Genomic DNA, 24,720 nt, shown 5'->3' with positions numbered 1-24,720 from the left:
GGGCCCGTTGGGCGCTTTGCATGGGGGCCTTGCCCTGGCCGGTTGCTCCCGGGGAGCTCGTGCGGGTGGAGTTTTACAAGTTCCCGGGCGATAGCCTGCATTACTTCTGGGAGGCCCGGGTGGTGGAGGTGCGCCCCGAGGGGGTCCTCACCCTTTTGCCCCAAGGGGGAACCTTCCACCATGTGGCCAAGGGTAGGAGGGTGGTGCTGGACCACGACGCCTACGTGGCCTTTTTCCCAGGGGCCTGGTACTCCGGGGGGCCGGACGTGCGGGAGGGGCGGGTTTTGGAGTACTACTGGAACGTGCAAACCCCAGCGGAGTGGACGGGACGGGGCTTTTGCCAGTATGACCTCGAGCTGGATGTGAAGTGCCGGGCCGACCACACCTGTGAGGTCTTTGACCGGGAGGAGTTTTTGGCCAAGCGCTCCCTTTATCCCAAGGCTTGGGTGGAAGAGGCGGAAAAGGCGGTGTTGGCCATCTTCCGCCACATGGAAGAAGGCCGCTGGCCGGTTTTGCCTCCGGGGGAACCCCTTCCGTGGTTGGAGCGGGTCTAGGGGGTAAGGCTGGGTAGGGGGCTGGGTTTGGGGTCCTGATTCCCAGGCCCCCAGGCTTTGAGGGGGGTAAGGGTGCGGCCTTCCAGGTGCCACCTACCCGCCAGCACCACCTGGTAAAGGAGGCCTTTGAAGAAACCGTGGAAGCTATCCTCCCAGGTTTCCAGGTTCTGGGCCCTAAGGGGGTAGTTGTGCCAGGCGGGACCAAGGTAGTAGAGCCAGGGATCCTCCAGGGGGCGGGTGTCCTTAGGGGGGAGGCCTAAAAGGGCGTTAAAGTAGCCCCGGAGGCGGCTTGCGGTGAAGAGGAGGTTTAGGTAGGGGTCCTCCAGGGCCTGCCTGGCCTCGGCCTCGCTCCGGGGAAAGGCCCGGACAGGGTCCCAGGCCCCAAAAAGCCGCAGGCGATCCCCTTGCTTTAAGGCATCCTCCCAGCTCATCTGGGCCAGGCCCAGGGTGCGGCTTAAGGGGGTGTGGCCCTGGGCCTCCGCCAAACTCTGGGCCAAGGTATCCGCCGCTTCCCGCACCCCGCGGGAAAGCCCCAAGGCCTTATCCCCCCCGTACTGCTCGTTGTCCACGATGGCGGCCAGCACCCCGTAAGGGATGCCGAGGGCCGAGGCGGCGGTGCGGATCTCTCGGGCATGGGGAAGGACGTGGTGGGGAGCGGTGGGCAGCCCCTCCAGGCTCACCCTATGGCCTCGTCGGGCCTGGCCGATGGCCTCCACCCAGCGTTGGGCCGCCAGGAGAGCGGCCTTCGCGTCCGGAAAGGCGGAGCGCTTGCCCAGGCGCTGGTTTTTGAGCTCGAGGCGCATTAGCCGGTCATAGGCCCGGGCCGCCTCTTTTCCCAGAAGCTGATGCAGGCTGGCCTTTAACGCCAGGTGAAGGCCCACCAAGGCTTCCCGTTGCCGTGGGGGGTAGGGAAGGAGGTCCCGTAGGCTAGGGGAGGGAGGTGCGGAAGGGGGAATGGGGGGCAACAGGAAGAGCAGGCCCGCCAAGGCCAGCACAAGCCAGGGCCCCAGGGGCATGGGCTAGGGCTGGGGGTCGTCCACGGGAGCGGGCGGGACCTCCACCGTGGCCTCCACCGGATAGCCGGCGTAGGTGCGGCGTCCCCCCAGGGTTCTCTCCAAGACCTCCCGCCACTCGGGGAGGTTGAGGAAGCGGTCCGCCTGGTTGCGGAGCTCGAGGTCGGCCAGCTCGTGGACGCCCAGAAGATGGATCTCCTTTCCCAAGGCCCTAAGGGCGGCGAAGGTATGGGCCAGGTCTCCCGAACCGCTGGCCACGATGGCCCGGTCCCAGCGGGGAGCGGTGGTGAGGAGATCCGTGGCCATCATGGCTTCAAACCGGGCGTCCCCCCGCACCAGGCGGCTTCGCACCGTGTAGCCCATGAAGACCAGGGCGTCAATGAAGCGCTGCTGGCGCTCGTCCTCAGGGTCGGTGATGGGAACGTAGTAAAAGGCGTTGTAGAGCTGCTCGGGGGTGGCGAACTGGGTGAGGACCCGGCGGTGGTCCACGTTCCAACCCAGCCGTTTGGTGGCCAGGTACATGTAGGAGCCGTCAATGAAAAGGGCAACCCGCATATGCCCCCATCTTAGGACAAAGAAAGGTCCCGGGGTAGCCCGGGACCCGGAACAGGGGAGGAGGGGTCCTTAGGCGGGGGTTTTCTCCTCGGCCTTTTCCGAGGAGTGGCCGGGGTTAACCTTAAGGGTGGGGTTGGCGTAGGCGGCGGCGTGGTTGGCAGCGATGGCGGCTTCCCCGAAGCCCAGCACAATGAGGGGGAGTTTCCCCGGATAGGTGACGATATCCCCGCAGGCGTAGACCCCAGGGATGCTGGTGGCCATGGTGGTGTCCACCTTGATCTTGTTCTTTTCCAGTTCCAGCCCCCAGTTGGCCAAGGGCCCCAGCTTGGTGAGGTAACCCGCCAGGATCAGGACCGCATCCACCTCCAGCTCCTTTTCCTCCTGGGTCCCATTGTGGAAAATCACCGCCTTGCGCACCTGGGTATCCCCTTCGATCCGCCGTACCTCGTAGGGGGTGAGCACGGTAAGACGCCCTTCCTCATGCGCTTTGAGAAGCTCTTTCACGCTGGCCTCGTGGGCCCGGAACTGGGGCCTCCGGTGGATCAGGGTGATCTCCCGGGCGGTGCCCAGAAGGTTCAAGGCCCAGTCCACGGCGCTATCCCCACCCCCCACGATCAGGACCCGCCTGTTCTGGAACTCCGCCTTGTTCTTCACCGCATAGTAGACGCCCTTGCCTTCCAGCTCCTTCTCCCCGGGAGCCCCCAGGCGCCTGGGTTCAAAGGCCCCTACGCCGGCAGCGATGATGATGGCCTTAGCGCTGTAGGTGTTGCCGGAGGAGGTGGTCACCCTGAAGAGCTCCCCGTCCTTTTCCAGGGTTTCCGCCCGCTCCCCTAGGCTGTAGATGGGGTTAAAAGGGGCCACCTGTTCCACCAGGCCCTTGACTAGGTCCTTGGCGTACACCTTGGGAAAGCCAGCTACGTCGTAGATGTACTTTTCTGGATAGAGGGCGGAGAGCTGTCCTCCGGGTTCGGGCAAGGGGTCGATGAAGCGGAAGGAAAGCCCCCGCATGCCCACATAAAAACCCGCAAAAAGCCCAGCGGGTCCTGCGCCGATGATGATCACATCGGTGTGCTCCATGGCCTCACCTCGCTCCGCATTCTACCCTTACAGAAACCCCTTTGGGGGCGGCTTTCGGCAAGGGACAAAGGTCTTAGGTCCATCCTATAACCTTCTTCCTATGGTCCTAAGGCGGGACCTCGGTTCCGCCTTGGCTAACCCATCTGGAGCACCACTTTGCCAAAGATGCGCCGTTCCTCAAGAAGCCGGTGCCCCTCCGCCGCCTCCTCTAAGGGAAGCACCTGCCCCACCACGGGCCGGAGCTTGCCTTGCTCCACAAAGCGCAAGATAGGGAAGAGGCGGCTTTTGGAGCCCATGGTGGAGCCCAGGATGGAAAGCTGCCGGAAGAAGACGTGGGCGAAAGGAAGGGTGCCCTCATAGCCCGAGGAGGCCCCGGCGATGGCGATCCTACCCCCATTGGCCGTGGCCCGGATCACCCCTTCAAAGTAAAGGGCTCCCGTGTGGTCCACCACCTTGTCAGCGCCTTTCCCGCCGGTTAGACGGCGCACCTCCTTGGGCCAGTCGGGATGGGTGTAGTTCACGGTTTCGTCGGCTCCCAGCTCCTTGGCCTTCCTCAGCTTTTCCTCCGAACCTGCGGTGGCGATGACCCGGGCCCCGAAGAGCTTGGCGATCTGGATGGCGGCCACGCTGACCCCGCTACCTGCGGCCATGACCAAAACATCCTCCCCGGGCCGCACCTGGAGTTTATCCACCACCATCTGCCAGGCGGTGAGGAAGGTGAGGGGGATGGCCGCAGCCTCTTCAAAGGAAAGGTTTTGCGGTTTTTTAAGAAGGTTGACCTCCGGTACCACCAGGTACTCGGCGTAGGCTCCAAAGCGGTGCTCGCCCAGGATCTCGTACTTGGCGCAAAGGTTATCCTCCCCGGCCAGGCACCTTTCGCAGTGGCTACAGGAAAGGCCAGGGTTGACCACCACCTCGTCCCCGGGGGCAAAGCCCGTTACCCCGGGCCCCACCGCGTCCACCACCCCCGAGGCATCGGCTCCCAGGATGTGGGGTAGGGGGAGCTTAGGGCTCGCCACCCCCTTGCGGACCCAGATGTCCAGGTGGTTGAGGGCTGCGGCCTTTACCCGGATCCGCACCTCTTTGGGGCCGGGCTCAGGGGTAGGCATCTCGGCTACTTTTAGGACCTCTGGGCCACCTCGAGCTTCCATGACCACCGCCTTCATCATGGCCTCCTTATGAGGGGGATTCTTTCATGAAGGGGAGCCGGGGTCAAGGTACGGCCACCCTTGACAGAGTCCAGAAGAAGCGGGTAACCTGTCCAGCGTAGGACAAGGAGGTAAGACCTATGAGAAGATTCTTGGCTGTTTTAGTGGGTGCCCTGGTGCTTGGGGGTGTGGCCAGCGCCCAGCCCTTTGTCTGGCCCCAGAAGTGGACGGTGGCCAAACCGTCTGAGGTCAAGCGGGGCGGTACCCTTCGGGCGGCGGTTATCTCCGACTACCGCACCTTTAACCCCTTTATCACCGCAGAGGCGGGGAACGTTCCAGATCTCATATCCGGGGGCAGGGGCCTGGTCATGCGGGACCCCACCACCGGGGAATGGATCCCCTACATGGCGGAGTCCTGGACCATCAGCCCCAACAAGCTGGAGATCACCTTCAAAATCCGCAAGGGCATGAAGTGGTCCGATGGCAAGCCCATCACCGCCGACGACTGGATCACCACCTGGCGCATCCACACCGATAAGGCGGTGGGGTCCAACAGCTACGATAGCTTCTTCATTGATGGCAAGCCCATCACCCTGAAGAAAATAGACGACTACACCATCCGCTTCATCTACCCCAAAACCGACGCCGAAGCTTTTGCTGTAGCCAGCTTTACCCCTTGGCCGGACCACATCTTCGGGCCCGTCTACCAGAAGGATGGGGCCGAGGGCATCAAGAAGATGTGGACCCTGAACGAGAAGCCGGAAAACGTCGTTTCCGGTGGGCCCTGGCTCATTGAAAGCTACCGCCCGGGCGAGCGCCTGGTCCTCAAGCGCAACCCGGCCTTCGGAGAGTGGAACAAGGACGAGGCGGGGAATCCCCTGCCCTACCTGGACCGGTACGAGATTAAGATCGTCAAGGACACCAACGCCCAGCTGGCGGAGTTCCTGGCGGGAAACATTGACGTGATGGCCCCTGCCACCGTGGACCACATCTCCCAGATCCGGCAGGCTATCCAACAGGGTCGCTTGGACGCCACCATCAAGCTCAATGCTTCCCCGGTGGCCAGCAGCCAGTTCATGGTCTTCAACTGGAACAAGGCCTCGGACCCCTTCAAGCAAAGCCTCTTCCGCTCGGATAAGTTCCGCCGGGCCATGAGCCACATCGTCAACCGTCAAGCGGTGATCGACATCGTCTATGGCGGCCTGGGCACCCCCATGTACAGCAGCGTCTACCCGGTGCTCACCCAGTGGGTGAACCCCAAGGTGCCCAAGTACGAGTACAACCTGCAACAGGCGGCCAAGCTTCTGGCGGAGTTGGGCTTCACCAAGAAGGATAAGGAAGGCTACCTGGTGGACTCCAAGGGAAGGAGGTTGGAGTTCAACCTCTCCACCAACGCCGGCAACGTCCAGCGGGAGCAGATCGCCAAACTGATCGTGGACGAGGCCAAGAAGGTGGGGGTGAAGGTGAACTTCACGGCCATTGACTTCAACACCCTGGTGGGCCAGCTCCTTTCCTCTGGGCCCGACCGGCCCTTTGACGCCATCATCATTGGCCTTACTGGTGGTGGTCTGGACTGGCCGTTTGGCTCTAACGTGGTGCCCTGCAAGGGCAACCTCCACATGTGGAACAAGTCGGGCCAGTGCCTGGACCCCAGGGAGACCCAGCTGGACGCCCTATACTCCCGCGGCCGTACCGAGCTTGACTTCAAGAAGCGGGTGGAGATCGGTTACCGCATGCAGGAGATTGAGGCCCAGCTTCTTCCCGTCATCTACATCGCCGGCCCCAACTACCACCCCGCCTGGAACAACCGCCTGGGTGGGGAGCACCCCGATGCCATCATCAGCAGCATCTGGGGCCAGCGGGAACTGGAGCTGACCTTCATCAAGAAATGAGTTAGGTTCTGGGATATCCCCGGGGTCCTTGGGCCCCGGGGATGCTTTGGGAAGCCATGACCGCATACATCCTTCGCCGCATCCTCTACCTGGTGCCCACCTTTTTTGGGGCCACCTTTTTGGCCTTCCTCATCATCCAGTTGGCTCCTGGGGACTACCTGACCCAGCTGGAGCTGGACCCCAAGGTGACCCCGGAGACCATCGCCCGCCTAAGGGCCCAGTTTGGCCTGGACCGGCCCATCCATGAGCAGTACCTCCTGTGGATGCATAACCTTTTGCACCTCAATCTGGGCTACTCCTTTGCCTACCAGGCCCCGGTGCTGGATATCGTCTGGCCCCGGGTGGTTAACTCCATGGCTATCGTGGTGCCCTCCACCCTCCTCCTTTTCCTGGTGGCCATTCCCGTGGGAATCTATGGCGCCTTGCGCCAATATTCCCTGGGGGACCGGGTGATCTCCTTTCTGGCCTACATCGGCTTGGCCATCCCCAACTTTTTCCTGGCCCTGATCTTCATGTACCTGATCCTTCAGGTCTACTTCCGCACGGGGGTGATGGTGTTCCCGGTGTCGGGCATGACCAGCAGCGGCTTTGAGCAGTTTGACCCCTGGAAAAAGATCCTGGATATCGCTTGGCATGCGGTGATTCCCATCATCGTGGTAACCACCAGCGACATCGCGGGTTTTTCCCGGGTCATGCGGGGGCAGATGCTGGAGGTGCTCTCCCAGGATTACATCCGCACTGCACGGGCCAAGGGCTTGGCGGAGCGGGTGGTGGTCTACAAGCATGCCCTTAGGAACGCCGTCATCCCCTTTGTGGCCAACATAGGGGGCATTTTGCCTGGGCTGATTTCAGGGGCGGGGCTGGTGGAGGTGGTCATGGCCTGGCCTGGGATCACCCCGCTCCTTCTGGACTCATTGCAGCAGCAAGACCTTTACATGGTGGCCGGCTTCCTCACCATAGGTCTCGTCCTCCTGATGGTGGGCAATCTGCTTTCCGACCTCCTTTTGACCTGGGTGGACCCCAGGATTCGTTACGAGTAGAGGGCTCTATGCGGGCATCTGCTGCCAAAACCCACCAATCGCAAAGCCTCACCCAGGTGGCCTTGCGCCAGTTCCGCAAGCACCCGCTGGCGGTTTGGGGTCTCAGGATCCTCCTGGTGCTCTACACCTTTGCCCTTTTTGCCGGCTTCTTTACCCCTTACGATCCCAACTATTACGAGCTTTACCCCCCTAAGGGGCACCACCCGCCCACCCCCATCCATTTTGTGGATCCGGAGACGGGAAAGCTTAGCCGGCCCTTTGTCTATGCCACCAAGCGCAGCATAGACCCCGTTTCCCTTCAGCCCCGCTACGAGGAGGATCCTTCCCAGGGCAAGTTCTACCTGCGGTTTTTCGTGCGCACCCCTGACCAACCCTACACCATCCTCAGGGTGTTCCGCTCCGATTTGCGCCTTTTCGGGGTGGATCCCCCAGGCCACATCTTCTTGATGGGCACGGATAACTTTGGCCGTGACCTCTATAGCCGCCTGGTCTATGGGGGGCAGGTTTCCCTGACCATTGGCATCCTTTCCGCCCTGGTCTCCTTTGTTTTGGGTCTGGTGCTGGGAGGGATTGCCGGGTACTTTTCTGGCCGGCCTTTTGCCCTTTCCTTGCCCCTTCGGGCATGGCGCGGGTGGGGCTTGGTTTGGGGGCCTCTTTCCTGGGCCGTCTGGGGCGGGCTGGCCTTTGGGGCCTTGTACCTAGCGTGGGCCTACTACGCCCTTACCGGCCTTGGGGTTCTCCAGATCTTGGCGGCATTGGCCGCTTTATGGTTTGCCTTTTTCCTTGCCCGGACCCTGCCTTTCCGCCCCCTTCTCCTTGACCCGGATAACCTGATCATGCGCCTGGTGGAGATCATCGCCGCTATCCCCACCCTTTTCCTTCTCATCTCCTTGCGGGCGGTTTTCCCCACCAACGTTGACCCGCTTTTCACCTTCTACCTGGTGGTGGGCCTATTGGGGTTCATCGGCTGGGGGGGCTTGGCCCGGGTGGTGCGGGGGATCGTGCTTTCCGTGCGGGAGATGGACTATGTGCAGGCGGCAAGGGCCTTGGGGGCTTCCGATACCCGGATCATTGCCCGTCACGTGTTGCCGGCCACCGCCAGCTACATCATCGTCAGCCTCTCCTTGGCCATCCCTGGCTTCATCCTGGGGGAAAGCGGGCTCTCCTTCCTGGGGCTAGGGGTCACGGAGCCTTACACCAGCTGGGGGCTTCTCCTGCAAGCGGCACAGCAGGGGGGGTTTGCCAGTTTTGTGGACCGCCCCTGGGTGCTTTGGCCGGGGTTTTTCATCTTTGTTTCCATCATGGCCTGGAACTTCGTGGGGGATGGTTTGCGGGATGCTTTCGACCCCAGGCGGAGGCGGTAGCCCCTTCTCTTTTGACTGGGTATGGCGTATAACGGGTGAGGTGTCTAGAGGGTTCTGCCCGAAGGAGTGCGCATGGACGAAAAACGGCTACTGGAGGTGAGAGACCTTAGGGTCCACTTCTTCACCGATGATGGGGTGGTGAAGGCGGTGGACGGGGTTTCCTTCCATGTGGACAAAGGGGAAACCCTGGCGGTGGTGGGGGAATCGGGTTCGGGGAAGAGCGTAACGGCTCTTTCCATCATGCGGCTCATCCCCACGCCCCCGGGAAGGATCGTGGGTGGGGAGATCCTCTTCCGCGGCAAGGACGGGGAGGTGCGGGACCTGGCCAGGCTTTCTGAGGCGGAGATGCGGAGGATTAGGGGCAACGACATCGCCATGATCTTCCAGGAGCCCATGACCTCCTTAAACCCCGTGTACACGGTGGGGGACCAGATCGCCGAGGCCATCATGCTCCACCAGGGCAAAGGCCGCAAGGAGGCCATGGAGCTTGCCGCCCACATGCTGGAGCTGGTGGGGATTCCTGAGCCCAAGAAGCGGCTTGCCAACTATCCCCACCAGATGTCTGGGGGTATGCGGCAGCGGGTGATGATCGCCATGGCCCTTTCCTGTAATCCCTCCCTTCTCATTGCGGACGAGCCCACCACGGCTTTGGACGTGACCATTCAGGCCCAGATCCTGGAGCTGATGAAGAAGCTCCAGGAGGAGATCGGCATGAGCATCCTCTTCATCACCCACAACCTGGGAGTGGTGGCGGAGATGGCGGACCGGGTGGTGGTGATGTACGCGGGGCGGGCGGTGGAGGAGGCGGACGTGGTACCCCTCTTTAAGGACCCCTTGCACCCCTACACCCGGGGGCTTTTGCACTCCGTGCCCCGCTTGGACCTGGCGGCGGAGCATAGGGAGCGCCTCGAGGCCATCCCCGGCAACGTACCCAACCCCTTGTACCTCCCCCCGGGGTGCGCCTTCCACCCGCGGTGCAAGCATTATGTGGAGGGCCTTTGCGACCGGGAGGTCCCTCCCTTGGAGGACACGGGTGACGGCCGCCAGGTGCGGTGCCTGCGCTGGCGGGAGATCCGGGAGGTGCGGGCATGAGGGAAAACCATGTCCTCCTGGAGATCCAGGATCTGAAAAAGCACTTCCCCATCCGGGGTGGGATCCTCTCCCGGGTGGTGGGAAATGTCAAGGCGGTGGATGGGGTTTCCTTTGCCATCAAGAAGGGGGAGGTCTTGGGCCTGGTGGGGGAGTCGGGAAGCGGCAAGACCACGGTGGGCCGCACCCTGCTCCGCCTCATTGAGCCCACGGGGGGGCGGATCCTCTTTGACGGCCAGGACATCACCGACCTGCCCAAGGACAAGCTCCGCCCTTACCGCCGGCGGATGCAGATCATTTTCCAGGACCCCTTTAGCTCCTTGAACCCCCGCATGACCGTGGGGGATATCATCGCCGAGCCCCTCATCATCCACGGCCTGGGCAAGACGCCCCAGGAGCGCACGGAGAGGGTGGCGGAGCTCTTAAAGCTGGTGGGGCTTTCCCCGGACCACATGCGCCGCTACCCCCATGAGTTTTCCGGTGGGCAACGGCAAAGGATCGGCATCGCCCGCGCCCTGGCGGTGGCCCCGGAGTTCATTGTGGCCGATGAGCCGGTTTCCGCCCTGGACGTGTCCATCCAGGCCCAGGTGGTGAACCTACTCCAGGACCTCAAGGAGGAGCTGGGCCTCACCATGCTGTTCATCGCCCACGACCTGGCGGTGGTGGAGTACATCTCCGACCGGGTGGCGGTGATGTACCTGGGCAAGGTGATGGAGATCGCCTCCTCGAGGGAGCTTTACCGGAACCCCAAGCACCCCTACACCGAGGCCTTGCTCTCGGCGGTGCCCATCCCCGACCCCACGGTAAAGCGGGAGAGGATCGTCCTTCAGGGAGACATTCCCTCCCCCATCAACCCCCCCTCGGGCTGCGTCTTCCGCACCCGGTGCCGCTACGCCATACCCGAGTGCGCTCAGGTGGTTCCCGAGCTTAAGGAGGTGGCCCCGGGCCACTTCAAGGCCTGTATCCGGGACGATATCCTGTAGGTTTTTGGGCGAAGGCCCCGGCGGATCCCGCCGGGGTATACTCTTTCCATGCTGGTCAAGGATGTGATGCGCTTCCCCGTGATCACGGTGGAGCCCAGGGTGACCCTCGAGGAGGCCTACCGCCTTCTTTTGGAAAAGGGTATCCGCCACCTCCCGGTGGTGGAGGAAGGCCGGCTTGTGGGGATCATCACCGACCGGGACATCCGCCTGGCCACCAGCCACCTGAACCCCAGGGGGCCTTGCCCAGGGTGTACCCAGGTGGCGGAGGTGATGACCGCAAAAGTGGTCACCGCCCATCCCTTGGACCCCGTGGAGGAGGCGGCCCGGGTGATGCGGCAGAGGAAGATCGGCTCCCTGCCCGTCTTGGAGGATGGGGCTTTGGTGGGGATCGTCACGGGGATTGACCTTTTGGACGCTCTCCTTAAGCTCACCGGGGTTACGGAGCCCTCGGGCCGCCTCGAGGTCCGCCTCCCCGACCGGGTGGGGGAGCTGGCCCGGCTCACGGGGTTTCTGGCAGGGCGGGGGGTGAACATCCACTCCCTGCTTTCCTACCCCGAGGACAAGGAGGTGGTGCGGGCGGTGGTGCGGGTGAACACCCTGGAGACCCATCTCCTAGCGGAAGGCCTCCGCCAAGAGGGGTTTGAGGTGATCTGGCCTCCCAAGAAGCCATGGTGATCTACCGGGACGAGTACCGCCTGTACGACTTCGGCCCTAGCCACCCCTTTAGCCCGGTGCGCCTGGAGATGCTCACCTCGCTTCTTGGGGCCTTAGGGGTGTGGCGGCAACCCTTGGAACCTCCTGAGGCCAGCTGGGAGGAGGTGCTTACCGTGCACTCCGAGCGCTTGGTGAAGCGGGTGGAGGCGGCAAGCCGGGGGGAGAGGGTGCCGGATTTGGAGTACTACGGCCTGGGCACCGGGGACACCCCGGTCTTTCCCGGCATGGACCGGGCGGCCAGGATTCTGGTAGGGGGCACCTTGGAGGGGGCCCGGCGGATCTTGGCCGGGGAGAAACGGGTCCTGCAGCTGGGCGGAGGCCTCCACCACGCCCAGTACGACCGAGCCAGCGGGTTTTGCGTGTACAACGATCTCTCCGTGGCCATCCGCCACCTGACCCAAGCGGGCTTGCGGGTGGCCTATCTGGACATAGATGTGCACCACGGGGATGGGGTGCAGTGGATTCACTACGAGGAAAGGGAGGTTCTAACCCTAAGCCTCCACGAAACCGGCCGCTACCTCTTTCCCGGGACCGGGCACGTGCACGAGATCGGCCGGGGGGAGGGGGTAGGGAGGAAGCTAAACCTTCCCCTGGAGCCCTTTACCGAGGATGAGAGCTACCTGGAGGTTTTTGAGGCCCTGGTGCCCTGGGCCCTAGGGGCTTTCCGCCCCGATGTGTTGGTGGTGCAGTCGGGGGCGGACGCCCACTACCAGGACCCTTTGGCGGACCTCCTCCTCACCACCCGGGCCTATGAGAGGATCGTTCGCCTAATCCTGGAATACGCCCAGGCCTACACGGGGGGAAGGGTGCTTTTCACCCTGGGGGGTGGGTACAGCCTGGATGCCACGGTGCGGGTTTGGGCGCTCCTTTACCTGGTGTTTCACGGCCTTCCCCTTCCCGAACGTCTGCCCGAAGGGTGGCTTAGGGTGTGGGAGGCCCGGTTGGGGAGGCCCCTGACCCCTACCCTTCACGACCCCCAGGCCCCCCACGCCCCATACCCGGAAATCCCCCGCAAGGAGGAGATCGCCCGCCGAAACCGCCTCACCCTGGAGAGGCTCATGGAGCTTGTGCGTCCCCACCTGGTACACTAGCGGGATGAAGGTGGTGTTGCGCCTGCCCGAGCGAAAGGAGGTGGAGGTGAAGGGGGACAGGCCCCTGAAGGAGGTCCTCCTGGACCTGGGCTTGAATCCGGAAACGGTGGTGGTGATCCGGGGGGAGGAGCTCCTCACCCTGGACGAGAGGGTGGGGGAAGGGGAGACCCTCGAGGTCCTCTCCGCCATCTCCGGGGGCCATGGTGTGTAAGGCCTGCGGCCAAAAAGCCCAGGTGGAGCTGAGGAGCCGGGGCTTTGCCCTGTGCAAGGAGCACTACCTGGAGTGGTTCGTCAAGGAAACCGAGCGGGCCATCCGCCGCCACCGCATGCTCCAACCGGGCGAGCAGGTTTTGGTGGCGGTTTCCGGGGGCAAGGATTCCCTGGCCCTTTGGGATGTGCTTTGGCGGCTGGGGTACCAGGCGGTGGGGCTTCATCTGCAGCTGGGGATTGGGGGCTACTCGGAAAGGAGCCTTGAGGTCACGCAAGGCTTTGCCCAGGACCGGGGCCTGGAGCTATGGGTGGTGGACCTTCGCCAGGCCTACGGCTTTGGGGTTCCGGAGCTGGCCCAGCTTTCGGGGCGCGTGGCCTGTTCCGCCTGCGGGCTTTCCAAGCGGTACATCATCAACCAGGTGGCGGTGGAGGGGGGCTTTAGGGTGGTGGCTACCGGCCATAACCTGGACGACGAGGCGGCGGTCCTCTTCGGTAACCTCCTGAACCCCCAGGAGGACGCCTTGGTCCGCCAGGGGCCGGTGTTACCCGAGAAGCCGGGCCTGGCGGCCCGGGTCAAGCCCTTTTACCGCTTTAGCGAGCGGGAGGTGCTCTCCTATACCCTCCTGAGGGGGATCCGTTACCTGCACGAGGAGTGCCCCAACGCCCAGGGGGCCAAGAGCCTCCTTTACAAGGAGGCCCTGAACCTGGTGGAGCGGGAGATGCCCGGGGCCAAGCTGCGTTTCTTGGAGGGCTTTCTGGATAGGATCCAGCCCAGACTCCAGGCTGGTGAAGAAGTGGCCCTAAGTGCGTGCGAGCGTTGCGGCTACCCTACCACGGGGGCGGTGTGTTCCTTCTGCCGCATGTGGGATGCGGTGTACCGCCGGGCCAAGAAACGGCGCCTTCTTCCCGAGGAGGCCGAGTTCCAACCCCGGGCGCCGGTGGTGCCCGGGGGGTAAGGAAATCCCCCGGGAGGAAACTCCCGGGGGTTCTTGGTGGGCGCGAGTGGACTTGAACCACCGACCCCTACCGTGTCAAGGTAGTGCTCTGGCCACCTGAGCTACGCGCCCATACTTTGGAGGCGCCGGCCGGATTCGAACCGGCGAATGGAGGTTTTGCAGACCTCTGCCTTACCACTTGGCTACGGCGCCAAGCCGTAAGGTATGGTAGCACGCTGGGAAAATGCCTGTCAAGAAGGCCCTTTCTCACGGGTAAAGTGCTATGATACCAGAGAGTTGGCTGAGGTTTTCGTTCGCCTACGTAGAGGAAGATGGCCCCTTTCCAAAGGCCTCTTGGTGGAGGCCCTTCTGCCCTTGGGGGTGCCCCTCGAGGCCGCCCAAGCCGTGGCCCATACCGTGGAGGAGCGCTTGAAGGCGGAAGGGCATTCGGCCGTGGCCCCCAGGGTTCTGCGCAAGGTCTTCCTGGAGGAGGTGGCCCGCGCCCTGGGGGAGGAAGTGGCGGGGAGGCTTTCGGGGCAGACCCTTCCCTTTGAGGAAATCCTGGTTCTAGAGGGGAAGAGGCGCCGTCCCTTCTCCAAGGGGCTCTTGGCCAGGAGCCTCGAGGAGGCGGGTTTTTCCCTGAAGGAGGCCCACGAGCTGGCCAAGGAGGTGGAGGGGCATCTTAGGCGGGAGGGGGTCAAGCAGATTTCCGCCCGCCGCCTGGAGGAGGTGGTGGCCCAGGTGGTGGGCCGGGCCCTGGGGAAGGGGGCTCGCAGGCGCTACCTCCAGCGCCAGGCCTTTGCCGGAGAGCTTTTCGTGGAGGAGGAAAGCGGTGAGCCCCGCATGCCCTTCTCCAAGGGCATCCTGGCGCAATCCCTAATGGGCATCGGGTTTTCCCCCGAACGGGCGTACCGGTTGGCCCGGGAGATGGAAAAGGCCCTGCGCCAGGAGGGGCGCAGGGTGATCCGGCGGAATGAGCTTCGGGAAAGGGTGTACGGGGCCCTTCTCAAGGAGGCGGGGGAGGAGGTGGCCAGGCGGTACCTGCTCCTTCGGAGCCTGAGGCGGAGCGCCCGCCCGGTGCACATCCTCATCGGTGGGGTGACCGGGGTGGGGAAGAGCGTCTTGGCCTCGGCCTTGGCCTACCGCCTGGGCATCACCCACATCGTCCCCTCCGATGCCGTGCGGGAGGTGTTTCGGGCCTCCCTTTCCCAGGACCTCCTTCCCACCCTGCACCTTTCCACCTTTGAGGCCTGGAAGGCCCTTTTGCCCGACCTGAGCGGGGAGGAAAGCCACGAGGAGCGGGTGATGCGGGGCTTTCTGGACCAGGTGGCCCGGGTGGCGGTGGGCCTTAGGGCCATCCAGGAACGAAGCGCCCTCGAGGGGACCTCCATCGTGCTGGAAGGGGTCCATGTGGTCCCCCGCTACCTGGACCACCCCCACCGGGAGAAAGTGCTCACGGTTCCCATGCTGGTGGTGCTTCAGGACGAGAAGCTCCACCAGGATCGGTTTCTCCTTAGGGACCGGGAAACGGCCCATGCCCGGCCGCAGGAGAAGTACCTCACCCATTTCTCCGAGATCCGGCTTATCCAGGATCACCTCCTCCGCTGGGCCCAGGAGGAGGGGGTTCCCGTGATCCCGGGAGAGGACCTGGATGAGGCGGTGGAGAAGGCCTTGGAGGTCCTGGTGGCCTATTTGGAGGCCCATGGCTCCCGGGAGGTGGCCCGTGCTTGAGGTCCTGGGGTTCGTGCTCCTCCTTCCTCTGGCCTTCCGCTGGCAGCGCCGTTTGCCCCTTTGGGCGTTGGGGATCTGGCTCAATCTGATCTGGTTTGTGTACCAAAACGAGCTGGGCTCGGGGTGGCTGGCCTACCTGAGAGGGCTTGGGGCAGGGGTTTTTCTGGCGGCGGGTTATGGACAGCCGGGCTTGGCCTGGGCCCTCACCCCTTGGCCCCTTCTCCTCTACCTTCGCCTGGACGTGCGGGAGCTAGCCTTTTACCTTCCCGCCCTGGGGGAGGGGATGGTCTTGGGGGCCCTCCTTTACCTGGCGGGTTTCCGCAGGCGGTAGACCAGATAGGGGAGGCCCACCCCCAAAGCGCCCCCTGCGAGGAAGGGGATAGGGTGGCCGAAGAGGAGCTGCAGGAGGAAGAGCAGGGCGTAAAGACCCACGAAGAAGGGCACGGGAAAAGGCCTCTCCCCATAGGCGACGCCCATGGTACCCACAAAGAGGCCCACGGCCAGGGCCATGCCTTCCTGGTGGGGGCGGAGGAAAAGGAAGTAGGCATAGGCAGCTACCCCTAGAAGGGCCAGGCTTTGGGAAAGGCGGCCAGGGTCCATCACGCCCGGACGAAGCGTTTCACCAGGAGTTGGGAAAGCCCCAGGGCCACCCCACCCCAGGCCACCTGGGGCTCCTGCCCCAAAAAGCCCATGACCGCGGAGAAGATCCCCGCCGCCAGGAAGAAGGGAACGTACTTGGGGTTCACGGTAAGGCCCAGGACGAAGGCCACCAGGAACCCCGCGATCCCCGGGGGAAGGGTGGCCCCCAGGACCATGAAAAAGAGCATGAGGGCGATGGTGATGGCCCCTGCCAAGTAGTAGGCTCCGGGGAAAGGTTCTTTGGGTTTCCTACGGGCGTCTTTGGCCTCGGGCATGGCCCAAGCTTATCACAGGAGTCCGGCGGCTTTGGCCACGGCCTCGAGGGTGGCGGGCACCGGCGGAAGAAGCCCCGCCACCTTCTCCGCCGTGGCCGGGTCCTTGAGGCCGTGGCCCGTGAGGGTGAGGACCACGGTGCTTCCCGGTTCCAGCCGCCCTTCCTTAAGGAGTTTCCACACCCCGGCCATGGCCGCCGCCGAGGCGGGTTCGCAGAAGATCCCTTCCGCCTCCGCCAGATAGCGGTAGGCGAGGAGGATCTCCTCGTCGGTGACCGCCTCTATCGTCCCCCCGGACTCCTCCTTGGCCCGGATGGCCCCTTGCCAGCTGGCGGGGTTGCCGATGCGGATGGCGGTGGCCAGGGTCTCCGGCTTCTCTATGGGGTGGCCCAGGACCAAGGGAGCAGCCCCCGCCGCCTGGAAGCCCAGCATCCGGGGGAGGCGGCTCGCCCTGCCCAGGGCGTGGTACTCCCTATACCCCATCCAGTGGGCGGTGATGTTGCCGGCGTTGCCCACGGGGAGGGCGTGGTAGTGGGGGGCATCCCCCAGCTCGTCCACCACCTCAAAGGCCAGGGTCTTCTGGCCTTCCAGGCGGTAGGGGTTCAAGGAGTTCACCAGGGCCACGGGGTAGGCCTCGGTGAGGGCCTTGGTGAGGGCCAGGGCCTGGTCAAAGTTGCCCTCGATCTGGATGATCCGGGCTCCGTGCACCAGGCTTTGGGCCACCTTCCCTAAGGCCACGTACCCCGCGGGCAGGACCACGATGGCCTTGATCCCCGCGCGGGCGGCGTAGGCGGCGGCGCTGGCCGCGGTGTTTCCCGTGCTGGCGGCCGCCACCGCCTTGGCCCCTTCCTCCACCGCCTTGGACACCGCCAGGGTCATGCCCCGGTCCTTGAAGCTTCCCGTGGGGTTCAGGCCCTCAAACTTGGCGTAGAGGTGGACGCCCTGTCTTCGGGCTTCTTCCGGCCCTTTCAAGGGAATCAGGGGCGTGGAACCCTCCAGGAGGGAGATCACGGGCGTGTTCAGGGACACGGGGAGATGGGCCCGGTACCGCTCTATAAGGGGAAGCCGCATGGAGATATGTTTCCCCCTAGGGAGCTAAGCCGTCAAGGGTCCCGGGTATGCCCTACCGAAGCAAGGGCAGGGCCTTTCCCGCGGCAAAACGTGGGCGGGATGGCCCTATAGGAAAAGTTCCTGGGCCTTTAGGGCAAAGCCAGGCAGCTCCGGGTCCAAGGAGACCGATTCCGGGTCCTGGTACCTCTCGGCCCTACCGGGACGGAGGACCTCCACCTGGTGGGCGTAGGGGTCCAGAAGCACCACCAGGCCTACCCCCTGGGCCAGGTAAGCCTGGGCCTTTTGCCGGAGCTCCTCGAGGCTTTGGCTTCGGGAGCGGATCTCAAAGGCGGCGTCGGGGACCAAGGAGGGAAAGCCTTCCCGCTCTTCCGGGGAGAGGGACAGCCAGCGGTGGCGGAGCACGAAGGCGGCGTCGGGGGAGAGCACGGCTCCGCTGGGAAACCGAAATCCGGTGCTCGAGCTGAAGAGGTACCCCAGGCCCTTTTCCTGGTTCCAGCGGTAAAGCTGGCCCAGAAGGAGGGCTTCCAGGTGGCCACTTTCCCCCCCTACAGGCGACACAATAAGCCTCCCGTCTTCCCATCGCTCCAACTGCCAGCCGGGGTTTTGCGCCGAAAGCTGGCGCAGTTCCTCATCGCTCACGGGGCGGAGGAGGTCCAGGAAGGGCACGCCCTTATTCTACCCCGGGGAAGGGGGTTCCCTCCTCCGTGGGGGGCTTCGGGACCGGTGCGGGGAGGTGGCCCAGGTTTCCCGATAGGAGGCGGAAGAGGTCCGCCAGCAAGCCGCTGGCCGTGGCCCCGCCCCCGGCCCCCGGCCCCGTAACAAAAACCTCGCCCAGGGGCCTAGCCCGCACCCAAAGGATGTTGCCTTGGGCCCGGGCCAAGGGGTGGTCCTGGGGCAGGCGCCTAGGGGCCACCGCCGCCCGCCAGCGCCCCCCTTCCCCATAGAGGCTGGCCACCAGGCGTACCCTTTCCCCTTGGCCTTGGGCCCTCTGGAGGGCTTCCGGGGTGAGGTGGGTGATGCCTTGGGTTTGCACCTCCGAAAGGGGGAAGCCAGGGTCCACCAGGAGCCTAGCCAGGAGGGTGAGCTTGTGGGCGGCGTCGATGCCCTCCACGTCCAGGGTGGGGTCCGCCTCGGCGTAGCCCAGGCGCTGGGCCTCGAGGAGGGCCTCCTGGTAAGTCCGCCCCTTTTCCATCTCCTGGAGGATGTAGAGGGTGGTGCCGTTCAGGATCCCGTGGAGCTCCACAAGCCGGCTTCCCCTGAGGGTTTCCAGGAAGGAAAGGGCCGGGGTGCCGGCCATCACGCTGGCCTCGTGGTAGATGAGCCCTTCCTCGGCATAGGGGCGTAAGGCGTCCCACGCCTCCGCCAAAAGGGCCTTGTTGGCGGTGATGAGGGGAATGCCGGCCTCGAGGGCGGGCAGGACCAGCGCAAAAGGCGTCTTTACCCCGCCCAGGGCCTCCACCACCACGTCCGCCTCTAGGAGGTCCGGGGGCTCGGTGCGGAGGAGCTCCTCGGGAATGGGCCGGGGCTTGGCCCTATCCCGCACCAAGACCCCCAGGAACTTGGGGGAAAAGCCCAGGGCCTGGAAGTCCTCCAGGCGTTCCTGGACCAAGGCGTAGAAGGCGCTTCCCACGGTCCCCCCGCCCAGGAGGGCGATCTTCACCTCTTCCATGCGGGGGATTATACCGGTCTAAAGTGGAGGTGTGGAGCCCCGTGCGCTTCTAGAGGAAGCCCTTCGGGAGCGGGGGCTTTTCTATGCCTGGGCCCCCTTGGCCCTGCCGGAAGAGGCCGAGGGCCGCTTCCGCCGCTTTTTAGCCGAGGGGCGGCACGGGGGGATGGCCTATTTGGCAAAGGGGGTGGAGGCTCGCTTTCACCCCAAGCGCCGCTTTCCCTGGGCGCAAAGCGCCCTCCTCCTCTTCGCCCCCTACGCCTACCCTGACCCCGGGGTACCCCCAGGCGGGCTCAGGGTGGGCCGGGTGGCCCGGTACGCCTGGGTGCGGGACTACCACCGGCTTCTGGGGGAGGAGCTAAGGGCCCTGGAGGCCCTGGCCCAAAGCCTTGGGGTGCAGGCCAGGGGTTACGTGGACCATGGGCCTATCCCCGAGCGCACCCTGGCGGCCCTTACCGGGGTGGGCTGGATTGGGAAAAGCGGCATGTTCCTCTCGCCGGCCTTGGGCGTGCATACCCTTATGGGCGTCCTCCTCACCTCGTTGGTGGTGGAGGTCGCGCCTTTGCACCCCAACCGTTGTGGGCGCTGTACCCGTTGCCTGGTTTCCTGTCCCACGGGGGCCCTTCTGGGGGACGGCACCTTGGACGCCCGGGTGTGCGTGAGCTACCTCACCGTGGAGTACAAGGGGTTTATTCCGCCGGCGGTTTGGCCGGGGATAGGGGAGTGGCTTTTGGGGTGCGATCTATGCCAGGAGGTCTGCCCCTGGGACCGGTTCGGCAAGGTGTGGCGAGGGTTTCGGCCCGAGCCCGAGCTGGCCCATCCCAACCTGGAGGAGTTCTTCTGCCTTTCGGGAAGAGGCTTTCAGCGGAAGTTCGGGGATACCGCCTTCGCCCGCCCGGGAAGGGCCCGCATGGCCCGGAATGCCCTTATCGTGTTGAGCAATCTAGGCCTTGGGGAAGGACTCATGGAGGTGGCGGCCAAAGACCCCCATCCCCTGGTGCGGCGCACGGCCCTTCACGCCCTCCACCGGGTGGGGAAGCCCATTGAAGGCTTCCTGCAGGACCCCAATGGGGAGGTTCAGGCGGAAGCCCTATTCCTCCTTGGGGAAGCGCCCCGTGCGGTAGACCTTTTCCAAAACCGGGGGGAGTCCCCAGGCCCTGAGGTCAAAGATGAGGGGGCCTAGGTCGTAGGGCACCTTGAGGAAGCGGACCTCGAGGGTCTCCGTGTCCAGGACCATGGCGTCGGCCCCGGGTTCCCCACTTAGGGAGAGGCCCACGCTTCCGGGATCCGCCACCAGGCCCATGCCCACCCGGCGGGATAGGGGAAGGTGCCGGCCTCCTAGGAGGAGGGTGGCGGCACCGTAACGCTCCAGATAGGGCAGGAGCTCCTTGGCGGGGCCCAGGAGGTCCAGGTGTTTCTCGGGGTTGCCAGGGGTGCCGTGGAAGGCCACAAGCCGCTTTTCCCCGTAGGTTTTGCGGTGGGAAAGACGCAGGGAGCGGAGGTAGTCCAGTTCTTTTTCCGAAAGCTGGGACCGGGTCCACACCAGGGTGGCCTGGCCCACCCCTTCAGGTAGGGTGCCCGGCAAGGGGTAGGCTACCCTCAGGTCCCAGGCCCCGGCGATGGCGGGAAGCCCTTCCTTGGTGAGGCGGCCGATGACCTGTTTGGGGTGGGGACCGTAGCCCACCAGGTCCCCCAGGACCAGGACCTCGTCCACGCCTTCCCCTCTCAGGGCCTCGAGGGCCGCCTCCAGGGCCGGCAGATTGGCGTGGATGTCGGAAAGGACCCCAAGGCGCATGGCCCTATTCTTTCATGAACTTTGGGAAAGGCCTGTGAAAAACCGGGTGCCTACCCCTTATGTTAAGGGGGTGCGGCCCTTCTTCTTAGGCCTTCTCTTGGCCCTCACCCTGCCTCCCTTCCCTTTTGGCCCTTTCGCCCCCCTCATCCTGGCCTTTCTCCTCCGGGGTGGCTTCCGTACGGGCTTCCTCATGGGCCTCGGGTTTTGGGGCCTCCACCTCATCTGGCTTCCCCAAAGCTTTGCCCAGCTCTTCGGCCCCTTCGGGGTGGTCCCCTTTTTCCCCCTGGTGCTCCTTAAGGCCCTTTCCTTTGGCCTCCTCTTCGCCCTCACCCCCACGCCCCTGGCCCGGGTGGGGGGGTGGGTAGCGCTGGAGTGGCTCACGGAGCAAGGCGAGCTGGCCTTCCCCTGGGGGTTTTTGGGCTACAGCCTGGTGGAAGCCCCGGGGCGGGTCCTGGCCGCCTGGGGTGGGGTGTACCTCCTTTCCCTCCTGGTTCTGCTTTTGGCCTGGGGTATGAGGGAGAGGCGCTACTGGCTCCTTCTGCCCTGGGGGGCCCTCTGGCTTCTTCCCTTACCCCCGGTTACCGGTGGGGAAAGGGCCCTTTTGGTTCAGGGGAACATCAACCCCCTGGCCAAGGTCCAGGGGGAGCTATATGAGGAGGTTTACCTCCGCCTCACGCAAAAGGGCTTGGGGGAACACCCGGAGGCCCGGCTAGTGGTCTGGCCGGAGACCGCCGTTTGGCAAATCCCTGAGGGCACGGATGCCCTTCTGCAGGGCCGCTACCTCCTCACGGGGCTCAACCTCTACGGCCCCAACCGGGCGGTTCTTTACTGGGAAGGAGAGGTGCTGGGCCACTACGACAAGGTGCGCCTGGTGCCCTTTGGGGAGCGCTTTCCCTTCCGAGGGGTTTTGGGGGAGGTGTATAGCCTCTTCTTCCGCACCTTTGGCCTGGGGGAGCTTGGGGACCGGACGCCCGGCGATCGGCTCGCCCCCATCGGCCCCTACGGGGCCATGATCTGCTATGAGTCGGTGTTTCCCTCCGTGGCCCGCACCCTGGTTTCCGAAGGGGCCAGGGTATTGGTTCTCCTTACCAATGACGCCTGGTATGGGCCTTCCTTTGGAGGGCGGCAGCACTTCGCCTTAGGGCGGCTTAGGGCGGTGGAGACAGGGCGCTGGCTTCTTAGGGCGGGAAACGACGGCATCACCGCCAGCATCGACCCTTATGGCCGGGTGGTGGCCCGGATTCCCTCCCATCGGGAAGGCTACCTTTTGGCCCCCTATGGCCTTAATGGGGGAAGGACCTTCTACGTGCGCTACGGGGACTGGGCGGTGGGGGTGGCGTTGACGCTTTTCCTCCTGGGCCTTATCCTTAGGGTGCGCGCGCCGGGGTGGCGGAACCGGTAGACGCGGCAGACTCAAAATCTGCTGTCCGCAAGGACGTGCGGGTTCGAGTCCCGCCCCCGGCACCAAAAGGGGCCAGGCCTTAGGGCCTGGCCTGGGTTTTCTACCTGGGGCTGGGCTATGGGGGCTTTCCTCTATCAGGGGAAGGCCCCTACCGGGGCCCCCACCCTGGCGCAAGCCAGGTGGGGTGGCATTACACCCCTTCTACCCGCACCCCCAGGACCTCCAAAAACCGGGCCAGCCACACGGGATGGGCCGGCCAGGCGGGGGCGGTCACCAGGTTCCCGTCCACCACGGCCTGGTCCACCGGTACCTCCACGTACTCGGCTCCAGCCAAGGTGAGCTCTGGCCCCACCGCAGGATAGGCGGTGGCCCTTCGCCCCTGCATGACCCCGGCGGCGGTGAGCACCTGGAGCCCGTGGCAGATGGCGGCTACGGGTTTGTTGGCTTCAAAAAAATGGCGGACGATTTCCAGTACCCGGGGTTCCCGACGGATGTACTCCGGGGCCCGCCCCCCGGGGACCACCAGGGCGTCGTACTGGGCGGGGTCCACCTCGTCAAAGGTGTGGTTCAGGGTGAAGTTGTGCCCGGGCTTTTCCGAGTAGGTCTGGTCCCCCTCGAAGTCGTGCACCGCAGTGCGAATCCGCTGGCCCGAGCGCTTGCCCGGGCAGACGGCGTGCACCTCAAAACCCAGCATCTTCAGCGCTTGGAAGGGCACCATGACCTCGTAGTCCTCCACGAAATCCCCTACCAGGAAAAGAATCTTACGCGCCATACCCTACCTCCTCGCCCTTGAAGGACCCCTTTAGTCTAGTCCAGGCACCCCATAGGGGGCAAGGTGGGGCGTCAGCCCAGTCGCACCACCACCCCCTCGTCGGGGCGTAGGCGCAAGATGCCCTCCACGGCCTCCTCCCGGTCCAGGTGGGTGGAGAGGACCACCCGGCCCTTTTGCGGTAACTCCATGGCCCTTTCCCGGTCCGTGAAGTTCAGGGCCACCAGGAAGCCTTCGCCCCGCAGGTAGGCGTAGATCCCGCCCCCTGCCCGGAGGGTGCGGTAGGAGCCAAGAACAAAGCCTGGGTCCTGGCGCAAGGCGATGAGGCGCTTCACCAGCTGGAGCATGGACCGGGGGTCTTTTTCCTGGACCGCCACGTTCCTAACCGGCCAGTCGGGGTTCAGGGGAAGCCAAGGCTCCACCGTGGAGAAGCCGGCATAGGGAGAGGTGTCCCAGGGCATGGGGGTGCGCTCAGGGTCGCGGCCTGGGGGTAGGCCGTGTTCGCCCAAGCGCCCTTTCTGCCTTAAGGCGGCCGGGTCTTGGACCCTTTCTGGGGGGATTTCCCCGTTAGGCAGGGAAAGCTCGTCCCCGTAGTACCAGGTGGGGGTGCCCCGCAGGGTGAATAGGAGCATGGCGGCTACCCGGGCCTGGGCCTCCCCGAGCCTCGAGGCCAGGCGGGGCTGGTCGTGGTTGCCCAGGACCCAGTTGGGCCAGTCCCAGGGGGTGAGGAGGCTTTCGTACTCCTCCACGAGGCGGGCAATGTTCTCAGGCCGCCAGTCGGGGAGGCCCCGGAAGATGAGGTGAAAGTTGAAGGGAAGGTGGCACCCCGCTTGGTAGTAGCGCACCAGCTGGGGATAAGGAAGGTAGATTTCCCCCACCATGACCCGCTCCCTTCCGGGCTGGCTGAACTCGTCCAGCACATAGCGCATCTCCCGCACGTAGGCGTAGGTTTCCGGCTGGTCCTCGGTGAAAAGGTGGAGGTGCCGGCCCCGGTCCCACATGCCTGGACGCCAATCCGGGTTGCCGGGTTCGTCCCGGAAAAGGGGGTCTTCCGCCAAAAGCCAAAGCACGTCCACCCGAAAGCCATCCACCCCCCTCCTTAACCAGAAGCGCATGGCCTCGTAGATGGCTTCCCGCACCGCAGGGTTACGCCAGTTGAGGTCGGGTTGTTCGGGAAGAAACTGGTGCAGGTAATACTGGCCTGTCCTTTCGTCCAGGGTCCAGGCGGGTCCACCGAAGAAACTCTGCCAGTTGTTGGGCGGGCCTCCATCCGGCCCCGGATCTTTCCAGACGTACCAGTCCCGCTTGGGGTTGTCCTTGGAGCTACGGGATTCCAAAAACCAAGGGTGCTGGTCCGAGGTGTGGTTGGGAACCAGGTCGATGAGGACCCTAAGCCCCAGGGCGTGGGCTTCCTCTAGGAGGCGGTCAAAGTCCTGGAGGGTGCCGAAGATGGGGTCCACGTCGCAGTAGTCGGCCACGTCGTAGCCGAAGTCCTTCATGGGGCTCTTGTAGAAGGGGGAGAGCCAGATGGCCCCCACCCCCAGGTTTTTTAGGTAAGGGAGCCTTCTTCGGATGCCCTCGAGGTCCCCGATGCCGTCATGGTTGGAGTCCTGGAAGCTTCTGGGGTAGATCTGGTAGATAACGGTTTCCTTCCACCACATGCCCCGAGTTTACCCCCTGGCGCCGCGGGTGCGGAAGGGCTTCCAAAAC

At 64.5% G+C, this 24,720-nt stretch carries 26 protein-coding genes and 3 tRNA genes; 15 read left to right on the top strand and 14 right to left on the bottom strand.

The window, feature by feature from the left end; translation table 11 throughout:
* Positions 1-20 precede the first annotated feature (20 nt).
* Positions 21-554 (top strand): ribonuclease FAU-1 family protein, encoded by a 534-nt coding sequence (locus tag DK874_RS04070; protein WP_114312763.1) that lies wholly within the window; start codon positions 21-23, stop codon positions 552-554.
* Here DK874_RS04070 and DK874_RS04065 read toward each other — a convergent pair.
* The 4 genes from DK874_RS04065 to DK874_RS04050 all read right to left on the bottom strand — a co-directional run bounded on the left by DK874_RS04065 (position 551) and on the right by DK874_RS04050 (position 4,365).
* Positions 551-1,570, bottom strand: a complete 1,020-nt coding sequence (locus tag DK874_RS04065) for a hypothetical protein (RefSeq protein ID WP_114312762.1) — start codon at positions 1,568-1,570, stop codon at positions 551-553. The two genes, DK874_RS04070 and DK874_RS04065, sit on opposite strands and share 4 nt — an antisense overlap.
* A gap of 3 nt (positions 1,571-1,573) precedes the next feature.
* The gene (locus DK874_RS04060; protein WP_114312761.1) at positions 1,574-2,122 is read right to left on the bottom strand and encodes a LabA-like NYN domain-containing protein; all 549 of its coding nucleotides are present in this window, start codon (positions 2,120-2,122) and stop codon (positions 1,574-1,576) included.
* A gap of 69 nt (positions 2,123-2,191) precedes the next feature.
* The gene (locus DK874_RS04055; protein ID WP_114312760.1) at positions 2,192-3,199 is read right to left on the bottom strand and encodes an NAD(P)/FAD-dependent oxidoreductase; all 1,008 of its coding nucleotides are present in this window, start codon (positions 3,197-3,199) and stop codon (positions 2,192-2,194) included.
* Positions 3,200-3,333: 134 nt separating this feature from the next.
* Positions 3,334-4,365, bottom strand: a complete 1,032-nt coding sequence (locus DK874_RS04050) for a zinc-binding dehydrogenase (RefSeq protein WP_114313001.1) — start codon at positions 4,363-4,365, stop codon at positions 3,334-3,336.
* A gap of 122 nt (positions 4,366-4,487) precedes the next feature.
* On the opposite strand from DK874_RS04050, the gene DK874_RS04045 reads away from it, so the two are divergent.
* The 9 genes from DK874_RS04045 to ttuA all read left to right on the top strand — a co-directional run bounded on the left by DK874_RS04045 (position 4,488) and on the right by ttuA (position 13,686).
* Entirely contained in the window at positions 4,488-6,239 is a 1,752-nt protein-coding gene (locus tag DK874_RS04045; protein WP_114312759.1) for an ABC transporter substrate-binding protein, read from the top strand.
* 56 nt (positions 6,240-6,295) lie between these two features.
* Positions 6,296-7,279: an ABC transporter permease gene (locus tag DK874_RS04040; RefSeq protein WP_162798715.1), complete on the top strand. Its 984-nt coding sequence runs from the start codon at positions 6,296-6,298 to the stop codon at positions 7,277-7,279.
* An 8-nt stretch (positions 7,280-7,287) separates the two neighbouring features.
* Positions 7,288-8,643 carry an ABC transporter permease gene (locus tag DK874_RS04035; RefSeq protein ID WP_114312757.1) on the top strand — a complete coding sequence of 452 codons (1,356 nt, stop codon included), beginning with the start codon at positions 7,288-7,290 and terminating at the stop codon, positions 8,641-8,643.
* Between the two features lie 72 nt (positions 8,644-8,715).
* Positions 8,716-9,735: an ABC transporter ATP-binding protein gene (locus tag DK874_RS04030; protein WP_114312756.1), complete on the top strand. Its 1,020-nt coding sequence runs from the start codon at positions 8,716-8,718 to the stop codon at positions 9,733-9,735.
* Positions 9,732-10,715 carry an ABC transporter ATP-binding protein gene (locus tag DK874_RS04025; protein ID WP_114312755.1) on the top strand — a complete coding sequence of 328 codons (984 nt, stop codon included), beginning with the start codon at positions 9,732-9,734 and terminating at the stop codon, positions 10,713-10,715. Before DK874_RS04030 ends, DK874_RS04025 begins: the two co-directional genes overlap by 4 nt.
* A 48-nt stretch (positions 10,716-10,763) precedes the next feature.
* Positions 10,764-11,390, top strand: a complete 627-nt coding sequence (locus tag DK874_RS04020) for a CBS and ACT domain-containing protein (protein ID WP_114312754.1) — start codon at positions 10,764-10,766, stop codon at positions 11,388-11,390.
* Positions 11,384-12,520, top strand: a complete 1,137-nt coding sequence (locus DK874_RS04015) for an acetoin utilization protein AcuC (protein WP_114312753.1) — start codon at positions 11,384-11,386, stop codon at positions 12,518-12,520. Before DK874_RS04020 ends, DK874_RS04015 begins: the two co-directional genes overlap by 7 nt.
* 4 nt (positions 12,521-12,524) lie before the next feature.
* The gene (gene ttuB / locus DK874_RS04010; RefSeq protein WP_114312752.1) at positions 12,525-12,731 is read left to right on the top strand and encodes a sulfur carrier protein TtuB; all 207 of its coding nucleotides are present in this window, start codon (positions 12,525-12,527) and stop codon (positions 12,729-12,731) included.
* The gene (ttuA, locus tag DK874_RS04005; protein WP_114312751.1) at positions 12,721-13,686 is read left to right on the top strand and encodes a tRNA-5-methyluridine(54) 2-sulfurtransferase; all 966 of its coding nucleotides are present in this window, start codon (positions 12,721-12,723) and stop codon (positions 13,684-13,686) included. Before ttuB ends, ttuA begins: the two co-directional genes overlap by 11 nt.
* Positions 13,687-13,720: 34 nt before the next feature.
* On the opposite strand, the gene DK874_RS04000 is transcribed toward ttuA, so the two are convergent.
* Together DK874_RS04000 and DK874_RS03995 are read right to left on the bottom strand one after the other, a co-directional pair.
* A tRNA-Val gene (locus DK874_RS04000) sits at positions 13,721-13,797 on the bottom strand.
* Between the two features lie 6 nt (positions 13,798-13,803).
* Positions 13,804-13,878 (bottom strand) — tRNA-Cys (locus tag DK874_RS03995).
* 84 nt (positions 13,879-13,962) lie between these two features.
* Here DK874_RS03995 and DK874_RS03990 point away from each other — a divergent pair.
* Positions 13,963-15,396 (top strand): ATP cone domain-containing protein, encoded by a 1,434-nt coding sequence (locus DK874_RS03990; protein WP_114312750.1) that lies wholly within the window; start codon positions 13,963-13,965, stop codon positions 15,394-15,396.
* Positions 15,389-15,727 (top strand): hypothetical protein, encoded by a 339-nt coding sequence (locus DK874_RS03985; RefSeq protein ID WP_114313000.1) that lies wholly within the window; start codon positions 15,389-15,391, stop codon positions 15,725-15,727. The genes DK874_RS03990 and DK874_RS03985 overlap by 8 nt, the downstream gene beginning before the upstream one ends.
* Here DK874_RS03985 and DK874_RS03980 read toward each other — a convergent pair.
* The 5 genes from DK874_RS03980 to DK874_RS03960 all read right to left on the bottom strand — a co-directional run bounded on the left by DK874_RS03980 (position 15,700) and on the right by DK874_RS03960 (position 19,047).
* On the bottom strand, positions 15,700-15,996 hold the full coding sequence (locus DK874_RS03980) for a hypothetical protein (RefSeq protein WP_114312749.1): 297 nt from the start codon (positions 15,994-15,996) through the stop codon (positions 15,700-15,702). The two genes, DK874_RS03985 and DK874_RS03980, sit on opposite strands and share 28 nt — an antisense overlap.
* Positions 15,996-16,310 carry a hypothetical protein gene (locus DK874_RS03975; protein WP_114312748.1) on the bottom strand — a complete coding sequence of 105 codons (315 nt, stop codon included), beginning with the start codon at positions 16,308-16,310 and terminating at the stop codon, positions 15,996-15,998. The genes DK874_RS03980 and DK874_RS03975 overlap by 1 nt, the downstream gene beginning before the upstream one ends.
* Before the next feature lie 12 nt (positions 16,311-16,322).
* Entirely contained in the window at positions 16,323-17,378 is a 1,056-nt protein-coding gene (gene thrC, locus DK874_RS03970; RefSeq protein WP_114312747.1) for a threonine synthase, read from the bottom strand.
* A 105-nt stretch (positions 17,379-17,483) separates the two neighbouring features.
* On the bottom strand, positions 17,484-18,044 hold the full coding sequence (locus DK874_RS03965) for a Uma2 family endonuclease (RefSeq protein WP_114312746.1): 561 nt from the start codon (positions 18,042-18,044) through the stop codon (positions 17,484-17,486).
* A 4-nt stretch (positions 18,045-18,048) separates the two neighbouring features.
* Complete coding sequence (locus tag DK874_RS03960) at positions 18,049-19,047, bottom strand: homoserine dehydrogenase (RefSeq protein WP_114312745.1); 999 nt, start codon at positions 19,045-19,047, stop codon at positions 18,049-18,051.
* A gap of 31 nt (positions 19,048-19,078) precedes the next feature.
* On the opposite strand from DK874_RS03960, the gene queG reads away from it, so the two are divergent.
* The gene (queG, locus tag DK874_RS03955) at positions 19,079-20,227 is read left to right on the top strand and encodes a tRNA epoxyqueuosine(34) reductase QueG (RefSeq protein WP_114312744.1); all 1,149 of its coding nucleotides are present in this window, start codon (positions 19,079-19,081) and stop codon (positions 20,225-20,227) included.
* Here queG and DK874_RS03950 read toward each other — a convergent pair.
* Positions 20,135-20,839 carry a metallophosphoesterase family protein gene (locus tag DK874_RS03950; protein WP_114312743.1) on the bottom strand — a complete coding sequence of 235 codons (705 nt, stop codon included), beginning with the start codon at positions 20,837-20,839 and terminating at the stop codon, positions 20,135-20,137. The genes queG and DK874_RS03950 overlap by 93 nt on opposite strands.
* Before the next feature lie 70 nt (positions 20,840-20,909).
* Here DK874_RS03950 and lnt point away from each other — a divergent pair, with 70 nt between their 5' ends.
* On the top strand, positions 20,910-22,241 hold the full coding sequence (gene lnt / locus DK874_RS03945) for an apolipoprotein N-acyltransferase (protein WP_114312999.1): 1,332 nt from the start codon (positions 20,910-20,912) through the stop codon (positions 22,239-22,241).
* Positions 22,220-22,306 (top strand) — tRNA-Leu (locus DK874_RS03940). Before lnt ends, DK874_RS03940 begins: the two co-directional genes overlap by 22 nt.
* Positions 22,307-22,431: 125 nt before the next feature.
* Here DK874_RS03940 and DK874_RS03935 read toward each other — a convergent pair.
* Together DK874_RS03935 and DK874_RS03930 are read right to left on the bottom strand one after the other, a co-directional pair.
* Positions 22,432-23,013, bottom strand: a complete 582-nt coding sequence (locus DK874_RS03935; RefSeq protein ID WP_114312742.1) for a DJ-1/PfpI family protein — start codon at positions 23,011-23,013, stop codon at positions 22,432-22,434.
* Positions 23,014-23,084: 71 nt separating this feature from the next.
* The gene (locus DK874_RS03930) at positions 23,085-24,671 is read right to left on the bottom strand and encodes an alpha-amylase family glycosyl hydrolase (protein ID WP_114312741.1); all 1,587 of its coding nucleotides are present in this window, start codon (positions 24,669-24,671) and stop codon (positions 23,085-23,087) included.
* Positions 24,672-24,720 lie beyond the last annotated feature (49 nt).

It is taken from the genome of Thermus caldifontis, from assembly GCF_003336745.1.
Taxonomy (GTDB): domain Bacteria; phylum Deinococcota; class Deinococci; order Deinococcales; family Thermaceae; genus Thermus; species Thermus caldifontis.
The sequence above is the reverse complement of the archived record's forward strand: the minus strand, read 5'-3'. Positions and strand labels throughout refer to the sequence as shown.